Consider the following 20,395-nt stretch of genomic DNA (forward strand, 5'->3'; position numbering starts at 1 on the left):
TCTGTACGGATATGAGCTTTATGCGTTCACTCTCTTTTAAAAACAAAGTATGCTTATACCTGTAACAAGGAGCATACATGTATCAAGTACTTGCTAGAAAATACCGTCCACGTAATTTCAATGAGTTAGTGGGGCAAAACCATGTTTCTCGTGCATTAAGCAGTGCATTGGAACGCGGTCGTCTACACCATGCTTATTTATTTACAGGAACGCGTGGTGTGGGGAAGACCACAATTGCACGTATTTTAGCCAAGTGTTTAAACTGTGAAACAGGTGTGACCTCTACACCATGTGAAGTCTGTGCAACTTGTAAGGCGGTAAATGAAGGCCGTTTTATTGACCTGATTGAAATTGATGCTGCTTCAAGAACAAAAGTAGAAGATACGCGTGAACTTTTAGACAACGTTCCATATGCGCCAACGCAAGGTCGTTTTAAAGTTTACCTGATTGACGAAGTACATATGTTATCTACGCATTCCTTTAATGCGTTATTAAAAACATTAGAAGAACCACCAGAACACGTTAAATTTTTATTTGCAACGACTGATCCACAAAAGCTGCCGATTACGGTCATTTCACGTTGTTTGCAATTTACATTGCGCCCTTTAGCTGTCGATGAAATTACAAAGCATCTTGGCACTATTCTTGAAAAAGAACAGATTGTTTCTGACCAAGATGCAATTTGGCAAATTGCCGAGTCTGCTCAAGGTTCATTGCGTGATGCATTATCTTTAACCGATCAGGCAATTGCCTATGGTCAGGGTGCTGTACAGCATCAAGATGTTAAAGAAATGCTCGGTCTAATTGACCGCACCATTATTTATGATTTGATTTTAGCGATTCATCAGAACCAACGTGAAAAAGTTAGTCAGCTTTTATTGCAATTTAGACATCAAGCGCTCGATGTTTCACTGGTGCTTGATCAGTTGATTTCGACATTGCATGAATTGGCAATTTTGCAATATCTGCCTGATTTGAGTTTGAAATATAGCGATGAAATCAATCGCAAAATCATGCAACTGTCCAAGCTGATTTCTGCTCAGGATTTACAACTGTATTATCAAATTGCATGTAAAGGGCGGTCTGACCTCCAACTTGCCGTGACGCAAGAACAAGGTTTTGAAATGTGTATTTTACGCTTATTGGCATTCCGTCCTTTAGCGCCAAATGAAATTGTGGTTTCAGAGCCTGTTCAACAAAATCAGCAAATTGTGTTGAATCCCCAAGTTCAACAAACAGCCCAAGATATTGCTCCTGTAAGTGCTATTCAGCCAGTTGAAGTTATTAGCCAACCCGCTATAGTTGAACCTGAACCTGAACCTGAACCTGAACCTGAACCTGAACCTGAACCTGAACCTGAACCTGAACCTGAACCTGAACCTGAACCTGAACCTGAACCTGAACCTGAACCTGAACCTGAACCTAATCAGGATTTAATGGTATTTGATCCAAGTCATCATGAGTTAATCGGATTTGAGTCAGCATCTGTTCAAGAAACAAGTAATGTTTTGGAGGAAGATTTTATTCCTGTACCAGAACAAAAGTCAGTACAAGTTCAGGCTGAAACCATCGCTAAAAATATTGAACCTGAACCAGCTTTTACTGCTGAGCCTATAGGTTTATTTGAAGCGCCTAGCACTGATTTTTCAATTGCCCAAGATACGCCCGTTACTGATGATTTAGCCTTAGAATCTGTTGTCGAGCAACCGTTACTGGTGGAAACCCCAGATGCGATTGAGAAGGTTGCAGTTGTAAAAGAAATTAGTGCAACTGATAACGGGCAGCTTATGCCTCAAGACATTTTGAAGCTAACCACGCAAACCTTAGAAGGCGAGTGGACACTAGCAAAATGGGAATATTGGTTTAGAACTAGTCAACTTTCTCCAGCTGTTCAAGAGCTTGCTCAGCATGGCGTGATGACAGGTCAAATTGGTGGCAATACAGTTTTCCATATTCCTCAAGAATATGAAAATATGTTGACTCAATTACAACAAGGTCTTATTGATGCATTAAATGAGCAATGGCCTGATACCCAATTTACAGTTGAATATGGTGCTGTAAATACGGCTACACCATATATCATTCAAAGTGCGCGTAAAGAAAAAGCCTTTCAAAGAGCAGCTGAGTTATTACAACAGCAGCCAGTCATTAAAAGCCTCATAGAGACCTTTGATGGCGAATTACAAAATATTCAATTAAAGCCTTAACTTTTTAGTCCTGTGATGAGCTTGGAAATTATACAATTCCATGCTTTTTCACGGGATTGAAACATTCAGGTCACGTCACTGTCATTGTACTTTTCTATGTTAGCCATTTTAGATTCTAAATGGATTGAACATAGATATGAAAAGGCAATACGCAGGAATAACTTCTTTTAAATATTCATATTTTTTATTGATCAGCGCACTTTTGCTGAGTGGTTGTAACGACTCGTCAAATGATAATTCAAATACACCAGATACAGGTAAAAAGCCTGTAATGCGCTGTGCTCCATAAACTTAAATAATAAAAAGAACCTGATCATGATTACACGTCGTAAATTTTTAAATTACTCTTTAAATATGGGTTTTGGTGCTGCGGCATTGGCAGCTTTCCCATCTAGTATTCAAAAAGCTTTGGCAATTCCTGCAAACAATAAAACAGGCACAATTCAAGATGTCGAACATGTCATTATCTTAATGCAGGAAAACCGATCTTTTGACCATTATTTTGGAACATTAAAAGGCGTTCGAGGTTTTGCTGATCGTTTTACGATTCCTTTACCAAGCGGCCGCTATGTATGGGAACAACTCAGAAGTAATGGGCAAGTTTTAACGCCATTTCATTTAGATGGTACAGCCAATAATGCACAGCGTGCAGATGGTACGCCACATACATGGAATGACAGTCAGTTGGCTTGGGACAGTGGGCGTATGGCGAATTGGCCAGCCCATAAAACCGATATATCAATGGGCTATTTTAAAGAAAAAGAAATTCCATATCAGTTTGCACTTGCAAATGCTTTTACGATTTGTGATGCCTACCATTGCTCTATGCACACTGGAACAGATGCGAATCGGTCTTTTCACTTAACAGGTACAAATGGGGCAACACCAACCAAGCGATCATTTGTAAATAATGAATGGGACTGGATTGATGGTAACCCAGCTACGGCAGATCGTGGTTATACGTGGAAGACTTATGCAGAACGTTTGGAAGAAGCCGGTGTAAACTGGATTTGTTATCAAAATATGCCAGATGAATGGGGCGATAATATGCTTGGTGCATTCCGCTCATTTAGAAAGGCAAATATCGCATCTGGTTATCCGGTTGCAAGTGGTGGTGAACCAAACAAACCGTATGCCGATACAGGTCAAAAGTTACCATATAAAGCTTATGATGCTGCGACTGATAATGCCAAAAATCCATTATATAAGGGCATCGCAAATACTTTACCGGGCAATAAACCAGAAGAATATCTCGACGCTTTTAAACGAGACATTCGTGAAGGGAAATTGCCACAAGTCTCTTGGATTAATGCGCCGTCAATTTACTGTGAACATCCAGACCCTTCAAGCCCAGTTCAAGGGGCGTGGTTTATTCAAGAAATTATTGATGCATTAACTGCTGTACCAGAAGTTTGGAGTAAAACAGCACTGATTATCAATTTTGATGAAAATGATGGTTACTTTGACCATATGCCATCACCATCAGCGCCATCTCGTCTTAAAAATGGTCAGTATGCTGGAAAATCGACATTAAGCAGTGCTGATATGCAGGACGAATATTTTGATCATGCTGCGCCTGAGGGAAGCCATTCTCAGCCTACACCTGATGGACAAGTTTATGGTCCGGGTCCTCGTGTACCGTTATATGTGATTTCTCCATGGAGCCGCGGTGGTTGGGTCAACTCGCAAGTTTTTGACCATACGTCCGTGCTGATGTTTTTAGAAAAACGATTTGGTGTAAAAGAGCCGAATATTAGTCCATACCGCCGTGCAGTGTGTGGTGATTTAACCAGCGCATTTAATTTTAAAACACCAAATGCAGATGTTCTACCACAGCTCAATGGAAAACAAACACGTTTACAAGCAGATGAGTTAAGAGAGCATCAAGAAGCCTTGCCTGCTGTTCCAGTACCAACAGATAGCAAATTACCGATTCAGCAAAGTGGTATACGTCTGTCACGTGCATTGCCTTATGAGCTGCATACGAGTGCACGTTGTAAAGCGGATGGTAAGGTGCAATTGATTTTCTCTAATACGGGGCAGCAAGCGGCGGTTTTTCATGTATATGACAAGCTCAATCTCGACCGTATTCCAAAGCGTTATATTGTCGAGCCGAATAAAACCTTAGATGATGAATGGGATGCTTTAAAAGATAACTTAGGTCGTTATGATTTATGGGTGTTAGGCCCAAATGGTTATCATCGTCACTTTAAAGGAGATACTCAACGTATTGTCGATAGTGGAATTAAACCTGAAATTCGAGTGTGTTATGACATCGCCAATGGTGATGTTTATGTAGAGCTGATGAATGATGGGACTAAGGATGCAATATTGACGGTAAAACCATGCGCATATCGACAGGATGCTCCATTACAACTGACCGTAAAAGCGGGTCAAATCGTTAAACAACACTGGGCTTTGGCTGAGGTTGGACATTGGTATGATTTTGAAATCACGAGTCAGAGTGATCCATATTATTACCGACGTTTTGCTGGCCGAGTTGAAACGGGTGAAGACTCTTTTAGTGATCCCGCAATGATGTAAGTTTAGGTGGGCAAAAAGAGCAGCTTATTTTCTTTTTGCCTCATTTTTTATAATAAAAATTTCTCTAAAACGTCACGAGTAGACTCAGAAATTGGAATCGTTTTTCGGGTTTCACGGTCAACAAACACATGTAAAAAATGTCCTTGGGCTGAAGCTTGTTGTTGACCTTGTTTAAAGATTGCCAATTCATAACGCAGTGAAGTGTTACCGATTTTACCAATCGCAACGCCTACTTGAATAATTTCTGGGAATGACAATTCTTGAAGAAAACTACAAGCTGAATCGACCACTAAGCCAATTGATTGTGATTGATGAATATCAAAACCTGTTTCTTGAATGAGTAAAGCATTTGCTGCTGTATCAAAATAGCTATAGTAAGTCACATTATTCACATGACCGTAGATATCGTTATCTGCCCATCGAGTTTGAATATCTAAAAAGAACTTAAATTGATCACGGGTTTTTAAAACGGGTTTAGTCATCAATGAATCGCCTGATAAATTGCCAAAGCAGCAGCTTCTGTCATGTCACGTGGGTTATTTTGCAGTAAGCGGGTTTGTAGCATGGCATCTTGCGCAAGCCTAGGTAAACTGGACTCTTCAATACCCAAATCTCTAAGTTTTAAAGTCAAACCACTGCGGTCTAAGTGGTTTTGCATATGATCAATAAACAAGTCACATAAACCGTCAGTGCTACCATTACTATATGGGTCTAGCCATTGCATAAGCTCTGCATAATATTGTTTGGCATTTGGCGTATTAAATTTTAAGACTTCAACCAATACTAAGGCATTGGTATGCCCATGCGATAAATGAAAATGCCCACCGAGTGGATAAGCCAAAGCATGCACAGCGGCAACTGGAGAATTAGCAAATGCCTGACCTGCAAGCATAGAACCGAAAAGCATGTTTTGTCGCGCTTCGAGGTCATTTTCATTCTTAAGCACTTTAGGCAAATTATGGTTCAGTAATTTCAAAGCATGTTTGGCTAAAATATCAGTATAAATATTCTTTTTATGTTTAGAGGTATATGCCTCAATGGCATGCACCATCGCATCAATACCCGTTGCAGCAGTAATATGAGCGGGTAAATTTTGAGTAAAGGTCGCGTCAAGAATTGCTGTATCGGCATAAAGCACTGGAGAGACAATTCCCATTTTAGTGGTTTCACCCGTTGTGACAATCGAAATTGGAGTGACTTCCGAGCCTGTACCCGCTGTAGTTGGAATTAAAATGAGCGGAAGACGAGTAGTTTTTATTTGATTTACGCCATACATGTCTTGCAAACTTTGAGTTTGGTCGGGGTGTGCCAACAAAGCAATTACTTTTGCAACATCTAAAGAACTACCACCACCAAAACCAATAATGGCATCTACATTTTGTTGTTTTGCATAATTGGCTGCATCTAATACCACTTGTTCCGGTGGGTCAGCCTGAACATCGGCATAAACGACATAATCAAGATTAAGCGTATCTAAAATTTGAAGAATGGGTAGGTGTAGCTGATTTTTGATCATTCCTGCATCGGTCACCAGTAATAATTTGCCGTAACCTTTTTGTGCTAAAACATTCTGTAATTCTTGTATAGAGCCTAAGCCTGAGATGATATTTGGAACGGTTTGCAATTGAAAATGGCTCATATACATTATTCCCTTATTTTTGAACATTATTGTTGAACGGTTCTATAAGACTCAATCTTTAAATAACTTAGCATAAGACACTCTAAAATAAAGTAGTTCTGAAGTGATTATATTTTATGTTGTACGAGCTAATCACTATTTTTACGGGGTTGGATTGGGATGGTAGGGGGCGATCACGCAAGATGTTTAAAAGCTCATCGGAAGGTGGGCTTTTTGTTATTTATACTGTTCGGTAGATTTTCCTGAAGGCTACTAATTCATATAATGCCCTAACAATTTATAATTTTATTTGGTTCAAAAAGTGAAAATTTCTAAAACTTTACTTAATCTTATTGGATGTACTTGTTTAATGCTGAGCTCCGCAGCAATGGCGAAAACTAGCTCTAGCGTCTATTCACCTAAAAAGGGTGTCATTTGTGACAAATATATCTGTGCTGACAAGAAGGGTGTATCTAAAAAACTTACAGCCAAATATTTAGGAACTAACAAAGCGAACAAAGCATTCTCTCAAGGCGATTTTGATACCTCAGCATTTACACTCTCAAACGGCGTATTCTGTGATACAAAAACAAAACTATGTCATGTCGACCGATACTTTGAAAATGGGCATCGTAGTAAAGTTGATAGAAAAATGACGGATAAACTTTTTAAATAAATAATTCTTGTCTTAGTTTTAAAAAAAAGCCCTTAATGATTGGACTTTTTTCTAGATGAATATTTTAAATTGAATTTTAATAAAACGATTATTAAATATTAAAAATGAATCTAAAAAGTTAGGTGATGAAAAAAATCTAATAAATTGTCTGATTACTTTTAGTGTTACTGGGTGTGTTTCCAATTAGCCTAAAGGTTACTTCATTAGAAGTAAAACCTAAAGATATTTATTTCATCCAGATGAGCCTAAAAGCTCAAAGGATAACCATTCATTTTATTATAGTGAAAATTAAATATTGATATTCCATAATAGAAGCTTTTTTAAAATTACCGCTTATCATTTTTTAATCAATGTTTATAAATGCTTAGCTATACTATTTGCTCAAATAAAAAAGGAAGATTACATGAATAAAATTATTTTGGGTTTATTAATCTGCAGTGGATTTTCAGTAAATATTTATGCTACCTGTACTTATAATTTTGATGCAACTCAAGCATCAAGTTGATGCGGTAAATGTAGCAGGAGGGAGACCGATTAAATTAATGTCTCCGATCAGTATTTCTGAGCAAAAAGGTACGGCAACAATTGGTTATATAGGAAGTACACCAGCTGACTAGATTGTAGCTTTAGGTAAAATGATAAGCCTACCTTCTATACAGACTACTTTAGTTGATAAGTCAGTAATAGGAACAAATATTGTTGCTGCAGAATTTATATTTGATGTTTTCAATATTAAAAACATTACATTAGGAGATAGCCATGAAGTTCAATAGTTAGCTTTTAATGTATCGGGAGCTTCTAATTTAAAGAATGAAATTAGTTTAGATCTTGATTATGGATTAATTAATAAAGATGCAAATTATGTTGATGGAAGCTATGTGACTCTCACGGGAGCAAGTACTAAAAGAGATACTTCTGGCTCAGTAGTTGCAAAGGAGCTTGATCGAAAGGTAATTCTTGTTACGGTACCAACAGATGGCAAAGTTAGGGTTGGACTTTATTTTAATCAGGTTAGTAAACAAATAGGTTATATCATCAATGGTACTAATTATGGATACCTTAACTTACTTGCTGAAAACTCTTTAAAAAGTATTGGATTTAAAGGGACAGGAATACAATCATCAAATGTCAACTCTAAATTTCTTGGTAAAATTATTGATAAAGCAAATATACAGTTTACCTATCCAACAGGTACCACTGATATTTGTGGCAGTACCATTTAAGAATTTTATTAAATTAGAAACCACTCATTTTAGTGGTTTTTTATGGGAGAAATTTATGGGGGGAAAGAAAAAAACGACTAGTTTTAGTTTTGATGTAGCTAAACAGGCAGAAGACAAAGTTAAGAAAATTACTATGAAAACTATATAATTATAGAAGTTAGTGATGCCAATAGTCACTTTTTAGGAGACGGGCTTCATATAAATTTAGCAGGTCTCGACAAGTTATGAAGAATTTCTATTTTATTCAAATCATTCAACGAATAATTTATTGATATAAAAGGCCCTGCAATTTGCAGGGTCTTTTTTAGAATCTGTTCTTTAAACTTAGAGCTGGTTTTTCTATTAGTTTCCAGCTTAATATAGCTAAAATTATTGTGACTATGAATGTAAGAAATATATAGATTGGTTCATGCAACAACCCAATGGTCACAAGAGTATTTACAACAAGCATATGATAAATATATATCCCATAAGAAATGTCATTGTGTTTTAACAACTTATCACTGAGATTTTTATGAGAAAATGCAAATGATAGAGTGACCAAAGAAAGCAAAGCTGTTGTAATTATTTGGAAAATGTTACTCATCTCATAAGCATGTGTCTCTTTACCTAAATACACTCCGAATATTAAAAAATAAACTACATAGATCGTGAACCAAACAATAAACTTATTCTCAATAAATTTAGATAATTTTGTCCAAAAAATATAGAAAGATGAACCGATCAAAAAATTAAAAAGATAAGGAATGATAGATACAAAACTTAATTTTTTAATAATATTTTCATCGAGCCCAGCAAAATAGAAGTTTGCAATAAGGGATAATATAAAAAGAAGAAGTAAAACAAATGCTCCTTTTAGTTTTTTCATAAGAAAAAATATAATGGGAACAAGAATGTAAAATTGAACTTCAACTGTAATTGTCCATAAAGCTCCATTGGGTGTACCTACACCCCAGAATTTTAAAATTTCTGGTGTATAAAACTGTAAAATTGTTAATTGACCAATTAACCATATATAAAAACTTGTATGTGTAAGTAGAGAAAATGAAGAGAAAAAAATGAGAAGTAAAACTGTAATAAATAAGCATACGTATAGAGCAGGATAAAGCCTTAATATTCGATTAATACTGTATTTTTTAATATCATGATTACGATCAAATGCCCAAAAGATAAGAAATCCACTGACAGTAAAGAATATTGGAACACCAGGAAAATATTGGAAAAATTTATCAAAAAATTCACGTAATAAACCATTTATTTTCAGGTGATTTAGACTATGCATATATACGACTTGACAGGCTGCTAGAAGTCGAATGAGGTCGAAATTATTAGTCCGGGGAATTGATAAGAGCATATCCGTATTGACTGTTGTTATTAAAATCGAAAGCAATTCTACAGGGCAGCTAAATCTTAGTCGTTGAGTTTTTTTTATGTTTATGTTTTTGTTTTTATCAAAATATGTTTTCTTAAATTCATAATTAAGTCAGTTTAAGTATTTGTAATTTAAATATTAAGAAAAGAATATTATGCAAGATGTTCCTCTAAAATTTAGCTACTATTAAAGAAGCTTTAAAGTGCTTGGTACTGCTTGCTAACTATCACCAAGGCGATGTAAAAGGCGTTATCTTGTAAGACCATTGCTACATTGAAATCTGTGAACAAAAAAACTAATCAAGAACAATTTTTCTATAGTTGAATTGTTAACCAGATTACATTGTGAAGGCGTTAGTTCTTTTATTAAAAAATATGCTCATATGATTAATAACAATGTTAATTTGAGTGTTTGCCTTTAAGTCCTTTGAAGGGGCATTAACCTAATAAAAAAATAATATAAAAAAGTTATTCCTTTATGTAAAAGCCTTCTGATGAGGGCTTTATTATTTTCCTGAAAATTAGAAGATCAGCTACTTTGTCGACTGATTTATCAACTTTTAATCTATTGATAAACATTATTTTCCTTTTCAAGCCATGTGAGTTTTGACAAAATGCATCACGTCACAATGGTCAATTCAATTCTGACAATAATTTATAGTTTTGTTAGGATTTTGCATGCACCATATTTATTTCTATGTAATTCAAATATTTGGAAGTAATTTCTAATGGAAACACAATATAAGGTGTTATGTGTCTGTTTAGGAAATATTTGCCGCTCTCCCACGGCTGAAGTAGTTTTTAGGCATTATTGTGATACACATCAACTCAATATATTTGTCGATTCGGCTGGAACCAGTAATTATCATCCAAACAAAGCACCAGATCAGCGTAGTCAGCTGCACGCTAAAAAAAGAGGTTATGACTTATCTTCATTGCGTGCAAGACAGCTTTCAACTCAAGACTTTTTAGAGTTTGATTTAATTTTGGCAATGGATCATCAAAACTTTGATGATATTCATGACATGCTACAAAGTGCGGTTTCTCAGTTTGGTACACATCAAATTCGTGCAAAAGTAGCGTTAATGAGCGAGCATGATCCCCAATATCCACAACAAGCCTTGCCTGACCCTTATTATGGTGGCGCTGAAGGCTTTGAACGCGTACTCGACCAATGCGAATCAAGTAGTTTGGCGTGGATTAATATTTTACAAAAACAATTGAATGTTTAAGAATAGGTTTTTCAATACGATGCAAATTCAAAATCAGGTACAGCTTAAGCCATTCAATACTTTGAGTTTAGATGTAACAGTTTCTCACTACACCAAAGTCCAAACTATTCAGGATATTGAGGAAGCTCTGGGTTTTGCTGAGCAGCATAATTTAAATGTACTTGTATTATCGGGCGGTAGTAATATGCTACTGCCGCAACAGATCAATGCGTTGGTTATTCATCTTGATATTCAAGGAATTGAAGTTTTATCGAACGATGATGATTTTGTTCGAGTTAATGTTGGTGCAGGCCAAGTCTGGCATGATTTCGTTTTATATAGCACTAATCAAAATTGGTTTGGCTTACAAAATCTCGCACTTATTCCTGGATTAGTCGGCGCTTCACCTGTACAAAATATTGGTGCTTATGGGGTAGAGGTGGGTGAGTTTATTGAGTCAGTACAAGTGTATGACCGTAAATTAAAAGAAACTCAGACAATTTTAGCGGCAGACTGCCATTTCGCCTATCGTCATAGTATTTTTAAAGATGATCCGAACCGTTACATTATTACGCACGTTACTTTTAAATTACTTAAACAACCACATTTCAAACTTAACTATGGTGATTTGAAGCAAGCAGTCGGAGACAACTTGACTGCCGAGAACTTACAAAATCAAGTCATCCATATTCGCCAAAGTAAGCTCCCTGATCCCAAAGAATATCCAAATGTGGGTAGTTTCTTTAAAAATCCGATCGTTAATCCTCAAGAATTTGAACGTTTAATCACACAATTCTCAACAATTCCACATTATCCTCAAGCCCATGGAAACGTTAAAATTGCAGCAGGCTGGTTAATTGATCAGGTGGGTTGGAAAGGTAAACAACTCGATATGGTGGGAATGTTTCATAAACAAGCGTTGGTTTTGGTCAATTATGCCAATGCATCTCTCACGGATGTAAAGAAAACTTATCAGGCTGTACAACATGATGTTGATCAGCGTTTCCATATTATGTTAGAACCAGAACCTGTGCTTTATAACAGTTTAGGTTTAATTGAAAATCATACGGAATAGTTTTATGCCACAAGTACACTTAATGGTACGTTTAGTACAAGTAGTCACCGCGCTATTTTTACTATTAGGCTGTTTCGTGGTTTTTTTATATTCGCCGTTTTATTCAAAATTAATTGTAGCTGGACTTAATTATTTTGTACCGGTTGATGTTAATCAAGTCGCCGCTGAAAGCCAGAGACAGGCTGCATTAAGTGAGCATGACAATTTAGAACCAGGTTCAAATCTATGGATTGCTCGTCAAGCATATTTAAAGCTGACTGAAAAAGCATTACGTGAAAAAAAGACAACTGATCTGACCTATATTCAAGAGAACTATAAAGCCTTGCAGCAAATTATTCTCTTAGAAGAAAAGGAACAAGATTTAGAGAAGGAAACAGCAACTGTAACTGTTCCTTTGGTCGTAAAAAAATCAGAAATTGATGCTGCAGATGAAGCAAGTAGCCCAGTTGACAAGTCATTTTTGATTAATAGCTCTGAAAATAAGGCACTTACAGAACAATATACAGAGTTCTTGGCAAGAAAGCCTGAAGTACCAGAGCATCAACAAGCTGTTAGTGAGCCTGAACAGAAAATTGAGTATGTCCGTAAAAACCCGATACCTATCCAGCCTAAAAAATTATCAGAACCTTATGCAATTGTTGTGTTGGGTGGCGGATTAACCTTAGATAAAAATGGAAAAGATATTGTAGTTAATGGTTATACACGCTTGAGACTGGAAAAAACCTTAGAAGTTGAAAAACAAAATCAGCTTCCTATTGTACTGAGTGGTGTTGAAGCCCCTTATATGCAAACTTGGTTAAAAGAGCGTGGTGTTGATGCAAAATTACTAGAAAATCGAAGTATGAATACCTGTGAAAATACACGATTTAGTTCTTTATTGCTTCAGAAAAAAGGTGGAGCACCTACGGTCATGTTGGTGACAGATGAATACCATATGCCACGTACACGTCGACTATTTGCTTTAAATGGTATAGAAACGATTCCTGTTGTAGCTCCGATGCCAACACCACTTACACGCTGGCAACCAAGTGTACAAAATTACGATCATAGCCGCCGTGCGAATTATGAATTACTTGCGACAATTCGCGACATGTTGTTTGGTTCAAGCGATTGTCGAGAGGTACCTTAATGTCAGATATCCCGTTTCTCAATCCTGCTGTATTAAAACAATTAGATTTACCGGTCCCGAATCGTGATCTCACACCCCAGGTTTTAAGCCCACTCAATTTAAATACACTAGAAGAACCATCTCGCGATTTGCTAGCCTATCGCAAGTTGTATGGTTTACATTTACTTGAATGTGACCATTGGCAGGGCTATGTTCAAATGCCATTATTTCGCTTACATGTGCAGGTTTTCAAACCTAAAATAGACAAAATACAAGGTACTGTCTGTTTATTACATGGTTATCTTGAGCATAGTGGTATTTATCAGCCCATCATTCGAGAAATTCTTGAACAAGGTTTCAGTGTAATTACCTATGATTTACCTGGTCATGGCCTCAGTAATGGTTCACCAGCAAGTATTCAAAATTTTGACCACTACCAACAAGTTTTGATGGCTGTTTATCAATATGTCAAAAATGCAGATCAGTTGCCTAAACCTTGGGTGGGAATTGGTCAAAGTACGGGTGGGGCAATTTGGATGCATCATTTATTAGAATATGCTGAAAAACGCCAAGACCCGATTGTAGATAGAGTCTTATTACTTTCTCCTTTGATTCGTCCTGCAAAAACAGCATGGTGGCATAACCCAGTCGGGTTAGGCATTATTCGTCGTATTAAAAGACAGGTTCCGAGACACTTTAGACGCAATAATCATAATCCAGAATTTTTGCGTTTTATTCGTTTAAAAGATCCGTTGCAGCCTCGAATGATGGGAATGGACTGGATTTTGGCAATGTCAAAATGGATGCAAGAAATGGAAGAGCGGCCTGCTTGCCGTATTCCTGTTTGGCTTGCTCAAGGCGCTCTCGACCAGACGGTTGATTGGCGTTACAACATCGAATTTATTCGTCGTAAATTTAGGCTTCAAACGCTATTAATGCTTGAAGAAGGTTCACATCAATTAATTAATGAACGTGCAGATATACGTGCGGCTTTAACAGGATTGATTCCAGCCTTTTTGCATGCAAAGCCAAAACATTTTTATTATTAAAAAATCATGCATCTATCCAATAATTCTGGATAGATGCATGACTTAATCTTTGTCGCTTTATTTTGAATTTTGATAAAGCTGCATAAAGTTTTTATAAACTGAAGATTGTTTTTGTGGACTATACATATTGCGTTCAATCGTTCCTTTATCTGTTTTGATTAAAACGTTTACATTTTGAGCATCTTTAAACTCTTGCAAGAATTTGCTTGGAATAATAAAGAATGTAGTTGAATGTTTAGGAACTAATCGGCTTACATTCGCTTTTTCAGTGGCTTGAGCGGGTTGATAATTAAATCGTTTCCCATCGATATCAAATATTAACTCGTTAATATCATAAAAGTTATAACTACTACTTAAATGAACATCTACGCGAAGCTGATCTTTTTGATTCTCGTTCCATTTAACGAGCATGCTAGGACATAATTCAGTTGGTAAACAGTTGAGCTGACCAGCTGTCTTTACTACTGTAGGAGCGGTTGCTTTATCTGTACCAAATTGTGTGGTGCTACAAGCCGTTGTCAGTAGACAAGAACTCAATAAGAGTAGAGATTTCTTCATCATATAAATTCCAAGACAGTATGTTTAATATTATTTATGTTAATGCCAATAAATTTTGGCATAAATTAACGAGTAGTTGGGCTTAAAAATAAAAAAGGTTTGGCAACTTTAAAGGAAGAAGTAGCATCACCTGCATAGATATGACTTTGATCGGGCCCTAAATCAAGTCTACGTGTTTTACCATCTTTAAAGTTAATCTTTTTTAAGTCGATCCAAAATACATTTGGGGATAGGGCAGATTCGAAAAAATAGAGCATCTGTTTATGATCGGCTACAGTTCGCCAACGAGTCGAAGAGATATTAGGTTCTTCTTGAGTATTTAGCCCATAGGGAACAGATGCATTTCGAATCACACTAAATACAGAGGCTTGAGCCTGTTTACTATCATCATTTTTAGGAATTGCATTAATATAAAATGATGCGCGTGCAAAGCGATCAGATGCTCGGTTTGTACCAGGAAGCATGATCGTTCCACCAATTTGTTTCCAATATTCGGCAAGTGCGAGTTGCTTATCGAAAGTAGGTGAGTTAGTCATGACTTGATAGTTACGACTATGGTGAATAGTCTGCTTTCCGTCAATATATTCAATAATTGCGCTATCACCTGTTTTGTCAGAAATAGATAAATGCAGAGTAGTAAGCCTTGATTCGCCTGGAACATTGTCGGTAACAATGGTGTAAGGTTCTTTTTCTAAGGCTTTGACAGCCTCATCTACAGTTGCAAAATTATCGAGTACATATTGTGCCCAAGCAGCAATGCTTAGTAATGGTTTATTAGTTTTTTTTACATCTGGATATTGAGATTCTACTAACCATAAAATATTGGCAACCAATCCAGCTTCATTCATGCCATCTGTTGTGGAAACTTCATAACCTGTAGCAATCACACTTCCATATTTAGATGTCCATTTTATTGAATTGGAGCCTGCACTACCATCACGGGTAACCCCGCTTGGCATAATCCATAAATTTGTACCCGTATCAACTTTCCAGTCCATCGAACGAGCCGTAATAATATGTTGATTATTACCTAAATATACAGCACGTGTACAAGCAACAGTATAGCTACTTAAGGCTACCGCCAGTGCAACAAAAGAAGAGATGAATGTTTTTTTCAACATGATGGAATACCTTCTTGTTATAAGCATTAAAATTTTTTATTAAATAAAATTAAAATGTGTACGTTATTTATACTTTTATATTAGGTGAAAAATCTATTAAATACAAATCAAAAGGAGAGTAAAATTTAATCAAAAAATCACAAATTAGTTTTAAAGATGGAAGAGCATCACACTATAAATGTAATGCTCAAATGATAGGATTAATATAAATTAGAAATGATTAGCATCAGCCATATTCCACATACGATAATAGAAATTATCATCGTCATTATTAAGTTCAGATTGTAAAAGTTCACCTTCTTTTAAGAAAAAATGCAGTTGAGCATAGTTCTTAATTTCGCGGTCATTTACTCGCTGAGCCAAATGGTGGGCTTTAATATCTGAAGGATGACGTAAACCAGCTGCCGCAATCATTTCTGATAACGCATGCAATGTATTTTTATGAAAATTAAATACCCGTTCTGATTTGGTTGGTACATCAATTGCTTTTTGACGGTCTTTATCTTGGGTTGCAACACCTACAGGGCATTGGTTAGTGTGACAGCTTTGTGCCTGAATACATCCAACAGCAAACATGAAACCACGTGCTGAGTTAACCCAATCTGCACCTAGTGCAAAAGTACTAGCAATATCAAATGCACTGATGATTTTACCACTAGCACCAATCTTAACTTGATCTCTTAACCCAGCACCGACAAGGGTGTTATGGACAAAGCGCAAGCCTTCGCGTAATGGAGTACCAATATTGTCGCTAAACTCAATTGGTGCTGCACCTGTACCACCTTCAGAACCATCAACCACAATAAAGTCAGGAACAATTTTTGTTTCGAGCATTGCTTTAACAATACTCATAAATTGCCAAGGTTGACCAATACACAGTTTAAAACCAACTGGTTTACCGCCAGATAATGTGCGCAATTTCTGTAAGAAATGCATCATTTCTATTGGGGTAGAAAAACTAGAGTGCTTTGCAGGAGAAATACAGTCATGATCGCGCGAAACGCCGCGGATTTCGGCAATTTCTGCGGTAATTTTATGTTTAGGTAAAATACCGCCATGGCCCGGTTTTGCACCTTGGGAAAGCTTCAGTTCAATCATTTTGATCTGTGGTAATTGGGATTGTTTGGCAAACTTTTGCTCGTCAAATTTCCCATCTACGGTACGACATCCAAAATAACCACTGGCAATTTGCCAAACAATATCACCACCATTTTCTAGATGATAAGGGCTTAAACTACCTTCGCCAGTATCATGATAAAACCCACCTAACTGCGCTCCTTTATTTAACGCAAGAATTGCATTCGCACTTAAACTACCAAAGCTCATGGCAGAGATGTTCATAATGGATGCGCTATAAGGTTGAAGGCATTGTGCATTACCAACCTGAATACGGAAACTCTTTGGATCTGCTGGTGGGCAAGGGCTTATTGAGTGGACAATAAAGCGATAGTTTTCTTGATAAACGTCAATAATTGAACCAAAAGGTTTATCTGCATTTTCATTTTTAGCGCGTTGATAAACTAGACTTCTTTGCATACGCGAAAAAGGTAGAGCATCTTGATCCGCTTCAATAAAGTATTGACGAATTTCTGGGCGTATATCTTCAAACAAAAAACGGAAATGCCCCATAATTGGGTAGTTTCTTAAAATTGAATGTTTATTCTGCAAAACATCATAAAGGCCTAATAAGCTTAGTGCACCCGTGAGTACCCATAAACCGTTAAGTAGAGTATCTGAAATAAAATAATAGATACTATGAGGGGTATATACAGTGCGAAACCATGTAATGCTGAGTGCAGTAAAAATACATAAGAACCAGAGAGAATGGCGTGAAAAAAATGTATTGAGAAATTTATGTCGAATGATTTGTGCTGGACTCGCCATATTGGAACAAATTCCTAATGTTTTACTGGCACATACCTTGCCAAGAAGCGAGTAAAACTACAAGTATGAAATTGTTAGTTTTAGGGGACAAGAAAGAGTACATTCAAAGGCTCGCTTGATTTAAAAATATATTTTTAAATAGAAAGTATTTTGACTATAAATAATATTTAATCTGAAGATTTTAGCATTAAGATAAATTATAAAATTAATGGATTTTATAAATGTTTAGTTGTACTGAAAAATATATTTTGTTAAATCAATTTATAAAAAACTATATATAAACTAAATGTAAATTTAGATTTATTTAAAAATAAGAGAATTATTTGAATGTTATTTTTTATTTTGGAATACTTAATGCTGTGCTATTTAATTATTGTTTGCTAATATAAATAAATTGAAATAATATTTTTTAATAGACATTACTAAAACTATATAAGATTCTAAAAATTATTTAAGGACTGAAATGAATTGGAAATTATTAATATGCTCTATTTTTCTAACAGGAGTCTTTTTCTTAACTTTAATGTTCTATCTAGGTTTTGACTTTGATACTTTCAAAAAAGTCGTTCTAATACAAAGTTTGTTAGTCGCTGTGGCTATCATCTTTGACTCTATGGAACGAAAGAATAATCCTATTTTTCCAGGATGTATTGTTTATCCCTTACTTGGCATTGTATTTGTTTTAGGATTTACACCTATTTTAGATTTTTTTGCTGAAAGACCTAAAGGATTTCATAGTTGGGATATTAGAAATATGTTTGTGATCAACTCTGGCAGTGCAGACTATCATTTTAGGAAACTGGCTTGGTATGGCAAAGCCTATATACAATTAGGTTTTGCTATGGTGGGTGGATTTCTCGGCCTGTTTTTTCATTTAATTTTTAGAAATAGTTAAGCTAATGCTACCTTCTTATGGTAGGTGAAAAGTTGTTTTAATTACTGAAAATTCTTAAAAAATCCTAGAACTGTTATAAGTTACTTAGATTTCTTATTCATAAAATATTGTTTTCTTATTCATTTAAAATATATAGAACAATCAGTAGTTTACTTTTTATTCTTGTTTTTTTGACCAAAGGTTAAAAAATTATAAATTACTAAAAGTGATGGTAAATTTTAACTAATGAAAATATATAATTTTTTTAGTAAAACTAATAAAAACTGAATAAAAGTATCGAAAATTCATATAAAAAGTGTAATAAACCATAAAACTTTTTCTAATTGAGAAATTCATCAGAAGTTGAACTATTAATTGATATTTAAAATGAAACTTATGTTAGTGTTTTTGTTGTTTTTTTGTATTATGCGCGGTCAGTAGAGTAAAAAAATAATGCTTTGAAAAAACAATCAGAAAAGCTAGTGATTGTGTTGGGGAAGGCTAGTTTTTACATCTATTAATTTTATTGGCGTAATGTAAAAAAGGTTTTTAACCATGAAAAAGTCTCTCATTTGTTTATCAGCAATTGCTATGGGTTTAATGTCTATCAATGCCGCAAATGCTGCAACTGCAACAGGCACCTTGACTGTTAAAGCAACAATTACGAATAGTTGTGTATTGAATACTTCAGCTACAGGTACAACAGCAAATGCAGTTTTAGATTTCGGTACTTTAAGTTCTCTTGCTAGCAACGTGGATGCAGACACCACAACGGGTGGTACTGCAATTAAAGTTTTATGTAACAACACTGTGCCATGGACTTTGGCTTTTGATGCTGGCAAAAATGCTCAAACGACTCAACGTCGTATGATTGGTGGCGCAACAAGCAACGAATATATCCCTTACAACCTCTTCTCTGACACTAATCGTGCAACAGCGATTGGTATTGCAACAACTGCATATAGCGGTACTGGTACTGGTGCGCCACAAGCAGTTAACGTATATGGCCGTATCCCTGCTGGGACGACTTTACCAAGCGCAGGTAGCTATGTTGACACCGTAACTGTAACAGTGACTTATTAATTTTTAATAAGTTTTATTGTGTCATTGCTAGCTCTTGATTGAGAGAGCTAGCCTAATTTGAGAAAAGTAGTTCTGGGCAAATCATGAGAAAAAATATCTTTGTTATTACAAGTTTATTGTTATTTTTGCCTAGTATGCTGAACGCTGCATCAATTCGTCTTTCGCCTGTAAGTGTTGAAATATTAAATGATCAATCGGCGTCCTCAATTAGCCTATATAACCAGTCAAATGAAAGCACTGATTTGCAGGTACGTGTATTTGAATGGCGCCAAAATGCTGGGCAAGATCAACTCATACCTACAGATGAGATTGCGGTTAGCCCCCCGTTTTTAAAATTACAACCTAATGATTCTTATAACTTACGTGTAGTTAGAATTAATCCAGCACCAGTTTCTGGTGAGCAAACATACCGTATTATTATTGATGAACTACCGAAACCGATTGATAACCGTAAAGCTGATCAAGGGATTAACGTACTACTACGTTCGTCATTGCCTTTATTTGTCGTAAATAAAGATGCAATGACTAAACTTACGTGGTCAATACAACAAGAACAAAATAATTCTTCTCTTATGATTAGCAATGTTGGCAATCGACACGCACTTTTAAATAATTTAACACTTGTTGATGTAACAGAAAATAAAAGCTATGCCATTAAAGTAAATACGGTGAATGGTTATATTCTTGCTGGCAAAGCAAAAAATTTTAATATTAGCCCTGATTTTAAATTTCAAGCGGATCATAAATATAATATTTCATTGAATATTAACGGTAAGCAAACATCTCTTTAAAG

General features: G+C 35.8%; 18 protein-coding genes. 12 read left to right on the forward strand and 6 right to left on the reverse strand.

Annotation, left to right across the window (positions count from 1 at the left end):
• Positions 1–77 precede the first annotated feature (77 nt).
• Both AC2117_RS07135 and AC2117_RS07140 read left to right on the forward strand, forming a co-directional pair.
• Positions 78–2,207: a DNA polymerase III subunit gamma/tau gene (locus tag AC2117_RS07135; protein WP_133972946.1), complete on the forward strand. Its 2,130-nt coding sequence runs from the start codon at positions 78–80 to the stop codon at positions 2,205–2,207.
• Between the two features lie 315 nt (positions 2,208–2,522).
• Positions 2,523–4,751 (forward strand): phosphocholine-specific phospholipase C, encoded by a 2,229-nt coding sequence (locus AC2117_RS07140; protein WP_133972948.1) that lies wholly within the window; start codon positions 2,523–2,525, stop codon positions 4,749–4,751.
• 47 nt (positions 4,752–4,798) lie between these two features.
• Here AC2117_RS07140 and AC2117_RS07145 read toward each other — a convergent pair whose 3' ends face one another.
• Both AC2117_RS07145 and AC2117_RS07150 read right to left on the reverse strand, forming a co-directional pair.
• Positions 4,799–5,233: an acyl-CoA thioesterase gene (locus tag AC2117_RS07145; protein ID WP_133972950.1), complete on the reverse strand. Its 435-nt coding sequence runs from the start codon at positions 5,231–5,233 to the stop codon at positions 4,799–4,801.
• Positions 5,233–6,390, reverse strand: coding sequence for an iron-containing alcohol dehydrogenase (locus tag AC2117_RS07150; protein WP_133972952.1), 1,158 nt, complete (start codon positions 6,388–6,390; stop codon positions 5,233–5,235). The genes AC2117_RS07145 and AC2117_RS07150 overlap by 1 nt, the downstream gene beginning before the upstream one ends.
• A 349-nt stretch (positions 6,391–6,739) precedes the next feature.
• Here AC2117_RS07150 and AC2117_RS07155 point away from each other — a divergent pair, with 349 nt between their 5' ends.
• From AC2117_RS07155 to AC2117_RS19005, 3 genes are all read left to right on the forward strand, one after another.
• Positions 6,740–7,045 carry a YcgJ family protein gene (locus AC2117_RS07155; protein WP_133972954.1) on the forward strand — a complete coding sequence of 102 codons (306 nt, stop codon included), beginning with the start codon at positions 6,740–6,742 and terminating at the stop codon, positions 7,043–7,045.
• Between the two features lie 458 nt (positions 7,046–7,503).
• Complete coding sequence (locus AC2117_RS19000; protein WP_227549236.1) at positions 7,504–7,662, forward strand: hypothetical protein; 159 nt, start codon at positions 7,504–7,506, stop codon at positions 7,660–7,662.
• A 261-nt stretch (positions 7,663–7,923) separates the two neighbouring features.
• Positions 7,924–8,268, forward strand: a complete 345-nt coding sequence (locus AC2117_RS19005) for a DUF4882 family protein (protein WP_227549237.1) — start codon at positions 7,924–7,926, stop codon at positions 8,266–8,268.
• A 304-nt stretch (positions 8,269–8,572) separates the two neighbouring features.
• Here AC2117_RS19005 and AC2117_RS07170 read toward each other — a convergent pair whose 3' ends face one another.
• Entirely contained in the window at positions 8,573–9,550 is a 978-nt protein-coding gene (locus AC2117_RS07170) for an acyltransferase family protein (RefSeq protein ID WP_264757593.1), read from the reverse strand.
• An 817-nt stretch (positions 9,551–10,367) separates the two neighbouring features.
• On the opposite strand from AC2117_RS07170, the gene AC2117_RS07175 reads away from it, so the two are divergent.
• The 4 genes from AC2117_RS07175 to AC2117_RS07190 are packed head-to-tail and all read left to right on the forward strand — an operon-like array spanning position 10,368 to position 14,082.
• Positions 10,368–10,871 carry a low molecular weight protein-tyrosine-phosphatase gene (locus tag AC2117_RS07175; protein WP_133972958.1) on the forward strand — a complete coding sequence of 168 codons (504 nt, stop codon included), beginning with the start codon at positions 10,368–10,370 and terminating at the stop codon, positions 10,869–10,871.
• Positions 10,872–10,890: 19 nt separating this feature from the next.
• Entirely contained in the window at positions 10,891–11,925 is a 1,035-nt protein-coding gene (murB, locus tag AC2117_RS07180) for a UDP-N-acetylmuramate dehydrogenase (protein ID WP_133972960.1), read from the forward strand.
• Between the two features lie 4 nt (positions 11,926–11,929).
• Positions 11,930–13,054, forward strand: a complete 1,125-nt coding sequence (locus AC2117_RS07185; protein WP_133972962.1) for a YdcF family protein — start codon at positions 11,930–11,932, stop codon at positions 13,052–13,054.
• Positions 13,054–14,082 (forward strand): alpha/beta hydrolase, encoded by a 1,029-nt coding sequence (locus tag AC2117_RS07190; RefSeq protein WP_133972964.1) that lies wholly within the window; start codon positions 13,054–13,056, stop codon positions 14,080–14,082. Before AC2117_RS07185 ends, AC2117_RS07190 begins: the two co-directional genes overlap by 1 nt.
• Before the next feature lie 57 nt (positions 14,083–14,139).
• Here AC2117_RS07190 and AC2117_RS07195 read toward each other — a convergent pair whose 3' ends face one another.
• From AC2117_RS07195 to AC2117_RS07205, 3 genes are all read right to left on the reverse strand, one after another.
• Positions 14,140–14,643, reverse strand: a complete 504-nt coding sequence (locus AC2117_RS07195) for a hypothetical protein (RefSeq protein WP_133972966.1) — start codon at positions 14,641–14,643, stop codon at positions 14,140–14,142.
• Between the two features lie 62 nt (positions 14,644–14,705).
• Positions 14,706–15,761 carry a linear amide C-N hydrolase gene (locus tag AC2117_RS07200; RefSeq protein ID WP_133972967.1) on the reverse strand — a complete coding sequence of 352 codons (1,056 nt, stop codon included), beginning with the start codon at positions 15,759–15,761 and terminating at the stop codon, positions 14,706–14,708.
• 210 nt (positions 15,762–15,971) lie between these two features.
• Complete coding sequence (locus AC2117_RS07205; protein WP_197731003.1) at positions 15,972–17,645, reverse strand: FMN-binding glutamate synthase family protein; 1,674 nt, start codon at positions 17,643–17,645, stop codon at positions 15,972–15,974.
• Between the two features lie 463 nt (positions 17,646–18,108).
• Between AC2117_RS07205 and AC2117_RS07210 the strand changes: the two genes are divergently transcribed.
• The 3 genes from AC2117_RS07210 (at position 18,109) to AC2117_RS07220 (ending at position 20,393) form a co-directional block, all read left to right on the forward strand.
• Positions 18,109–18,540, forward strand: coding sequence for a hypothetical protein (locus AC2117_RS07210; protein WP_133972969.1), 432 nt, complete (start codon positions 18,109–18,111; stop codon positions 18,538–18,540).
• Positions 18,541–19,074: 534 nt separating this feature from the next.
• Complete coding sequence (locus AC2117_RS07215) at positions 19,075–19,602, forward strand: spore coat U domain-containing protein (RefSeq protein ID WP_197731004.1); 528 nt, start codon at positions 19,075–19,077, stop codon at positions 19,600–19,602.
• A gap of 83 nt (positions 19,603–19,685) precedes the next feature.
• Positions 19,686–20,393, forward strand: a complete 708-nt coding sequence (locus AC2117_RS07220; RefSeq protein WP_133972971.1) for a molecular chaperone — start codon at positions 19,686–19,688, stop codon at positions 20,391–20,393.
• Positions 20,394–20,395: the final 2 nt, after the last annotated feature.

The organism is Acinetobacter calcoaceticus (assembly GCF_900520355.1).
GTDB lineage: Bacteria > Pseudomonadota > Gammaproteobacteria > Pseudomonadales > Moraxellaceae > Acinetobacter > Acinetobacter calcoaceticus_C.

Bases quoted from the DNA above. Each gene is read 5' to 3' on its own strand.
- AC2117_RS07145 (WP_133972950.1), bottom strand. From the start codon at position 5,233: ATGACTAAACCCGTTTTAAAAACCCGTGATCAATTTAAGTTCTTTTTA.
- AC2117_RS07135 (WP_133972946.1), top strand. From the start codon at position 78: ATGTATCAAGTACTTGCTAGAAAATACCGTCCACGTAATTTCAATGAG.
- AC2117_RS07205 (WP_197731003.1), bottom strand. From the start codon at position 17,645: ATGGCGAGTCCAGCACAAATCATTCGACATAAATTTCTCAATACATTT.
- AC2117_RS07215 (WP_197731004.1), top strand. From the start codon at position 19,075: ATGAAAAAGTCTCTCATTTGTTTATCAGCAATTGCTATGGGTTTAATG.
- AC2117_RS19000 (WP_227549236.1), top strand. From the start codon at position 7,504: ATGCTACCTGTACTTATAATTTTGATGCAACTCAAGCATCAAGTTGAT.
- AC2117_RS07155 (WP_133972954.1), top strand. From the start codon at position 6,740: ATGCTGAGCTCCGCAGCAATGGCGAAAACTAGCTCTAGCGTCTATTCA.
- AC2117_RS07150 (WP_133972952.1), bottom strand. From the start codon at position 6,390: ATGAGCCATTTTCAATTGCAAACCGTTCCAAATATCATCTCAGGCTTA.
- murB (WP_133972960.1), top strand. From the start codon at position 10,891: ATGCAAATTCAAAATCAGGTACAGCTTAAGCCATTCAATACTTTGAGT.
- AC2117_RS07200 (WP_133972967.1), bottom strand. From the start codon at position 15,761: ATGTTGAAAAAAACATTCATCTCTTCTTTTGTTGCACTGGCGGTAGCC.
- AC2117_RS07190 (WP_133972964.1), top strand. From the start codon at position 13,054: ATGTCAGATATCCCGTTTCTCAATCCTGCTGTATTAAAACAATTAGAT.
- AC2117_RS07185 (WP_133972962.1), top strand. From the start codon at position 11,930: ATGCCACAAGTACACTTAATGGTACGTTTAGTACAAGTAGTCACCGCG.
- AC2117_RS07220 (WP_133972971.1), top strand. From the start codon at position 19,686: ATGAGAAAAAATATCTTTGTTATTACAAGTTTATTGTTATTTTTGCCT.
- AC2117_RS07140 (WP_133972948.1), top strand. From the start codon at position 2,523: ATGATTACACGTCGTAAATTTTTAAATTACTCTTTAAATATGGGTTTT.
- AC2117_RS07195 (WP_133972966.1), bottom strand. From the start codon at position 14,643: ATGATGAAGAAATCTCTACTCTTATTGAGTTCTTGTCTACTGACAACG.
- AC2117_RS07170 (WP_264757593.1), bottom strand. From the start codon at position 9,550: ATGCATAGTCTAAATCACCTGAAAATAAATGGTTTATTACGTGAATTT.
- AC2117_RS07210 (WP_133972969.1), top strand. From the start codon at position 18,109: ATGAATTGGAAATTATTAATATGCTCTATTTTTCTAACAGGAGTCTTT.
- AC2117_RS07175 (WP_133972958.1), top strand. From the start codon at position 10,368: ATGGAAACACAATATAAGGTGTTATGTGTCTGTTTAGGAAATATTTGC.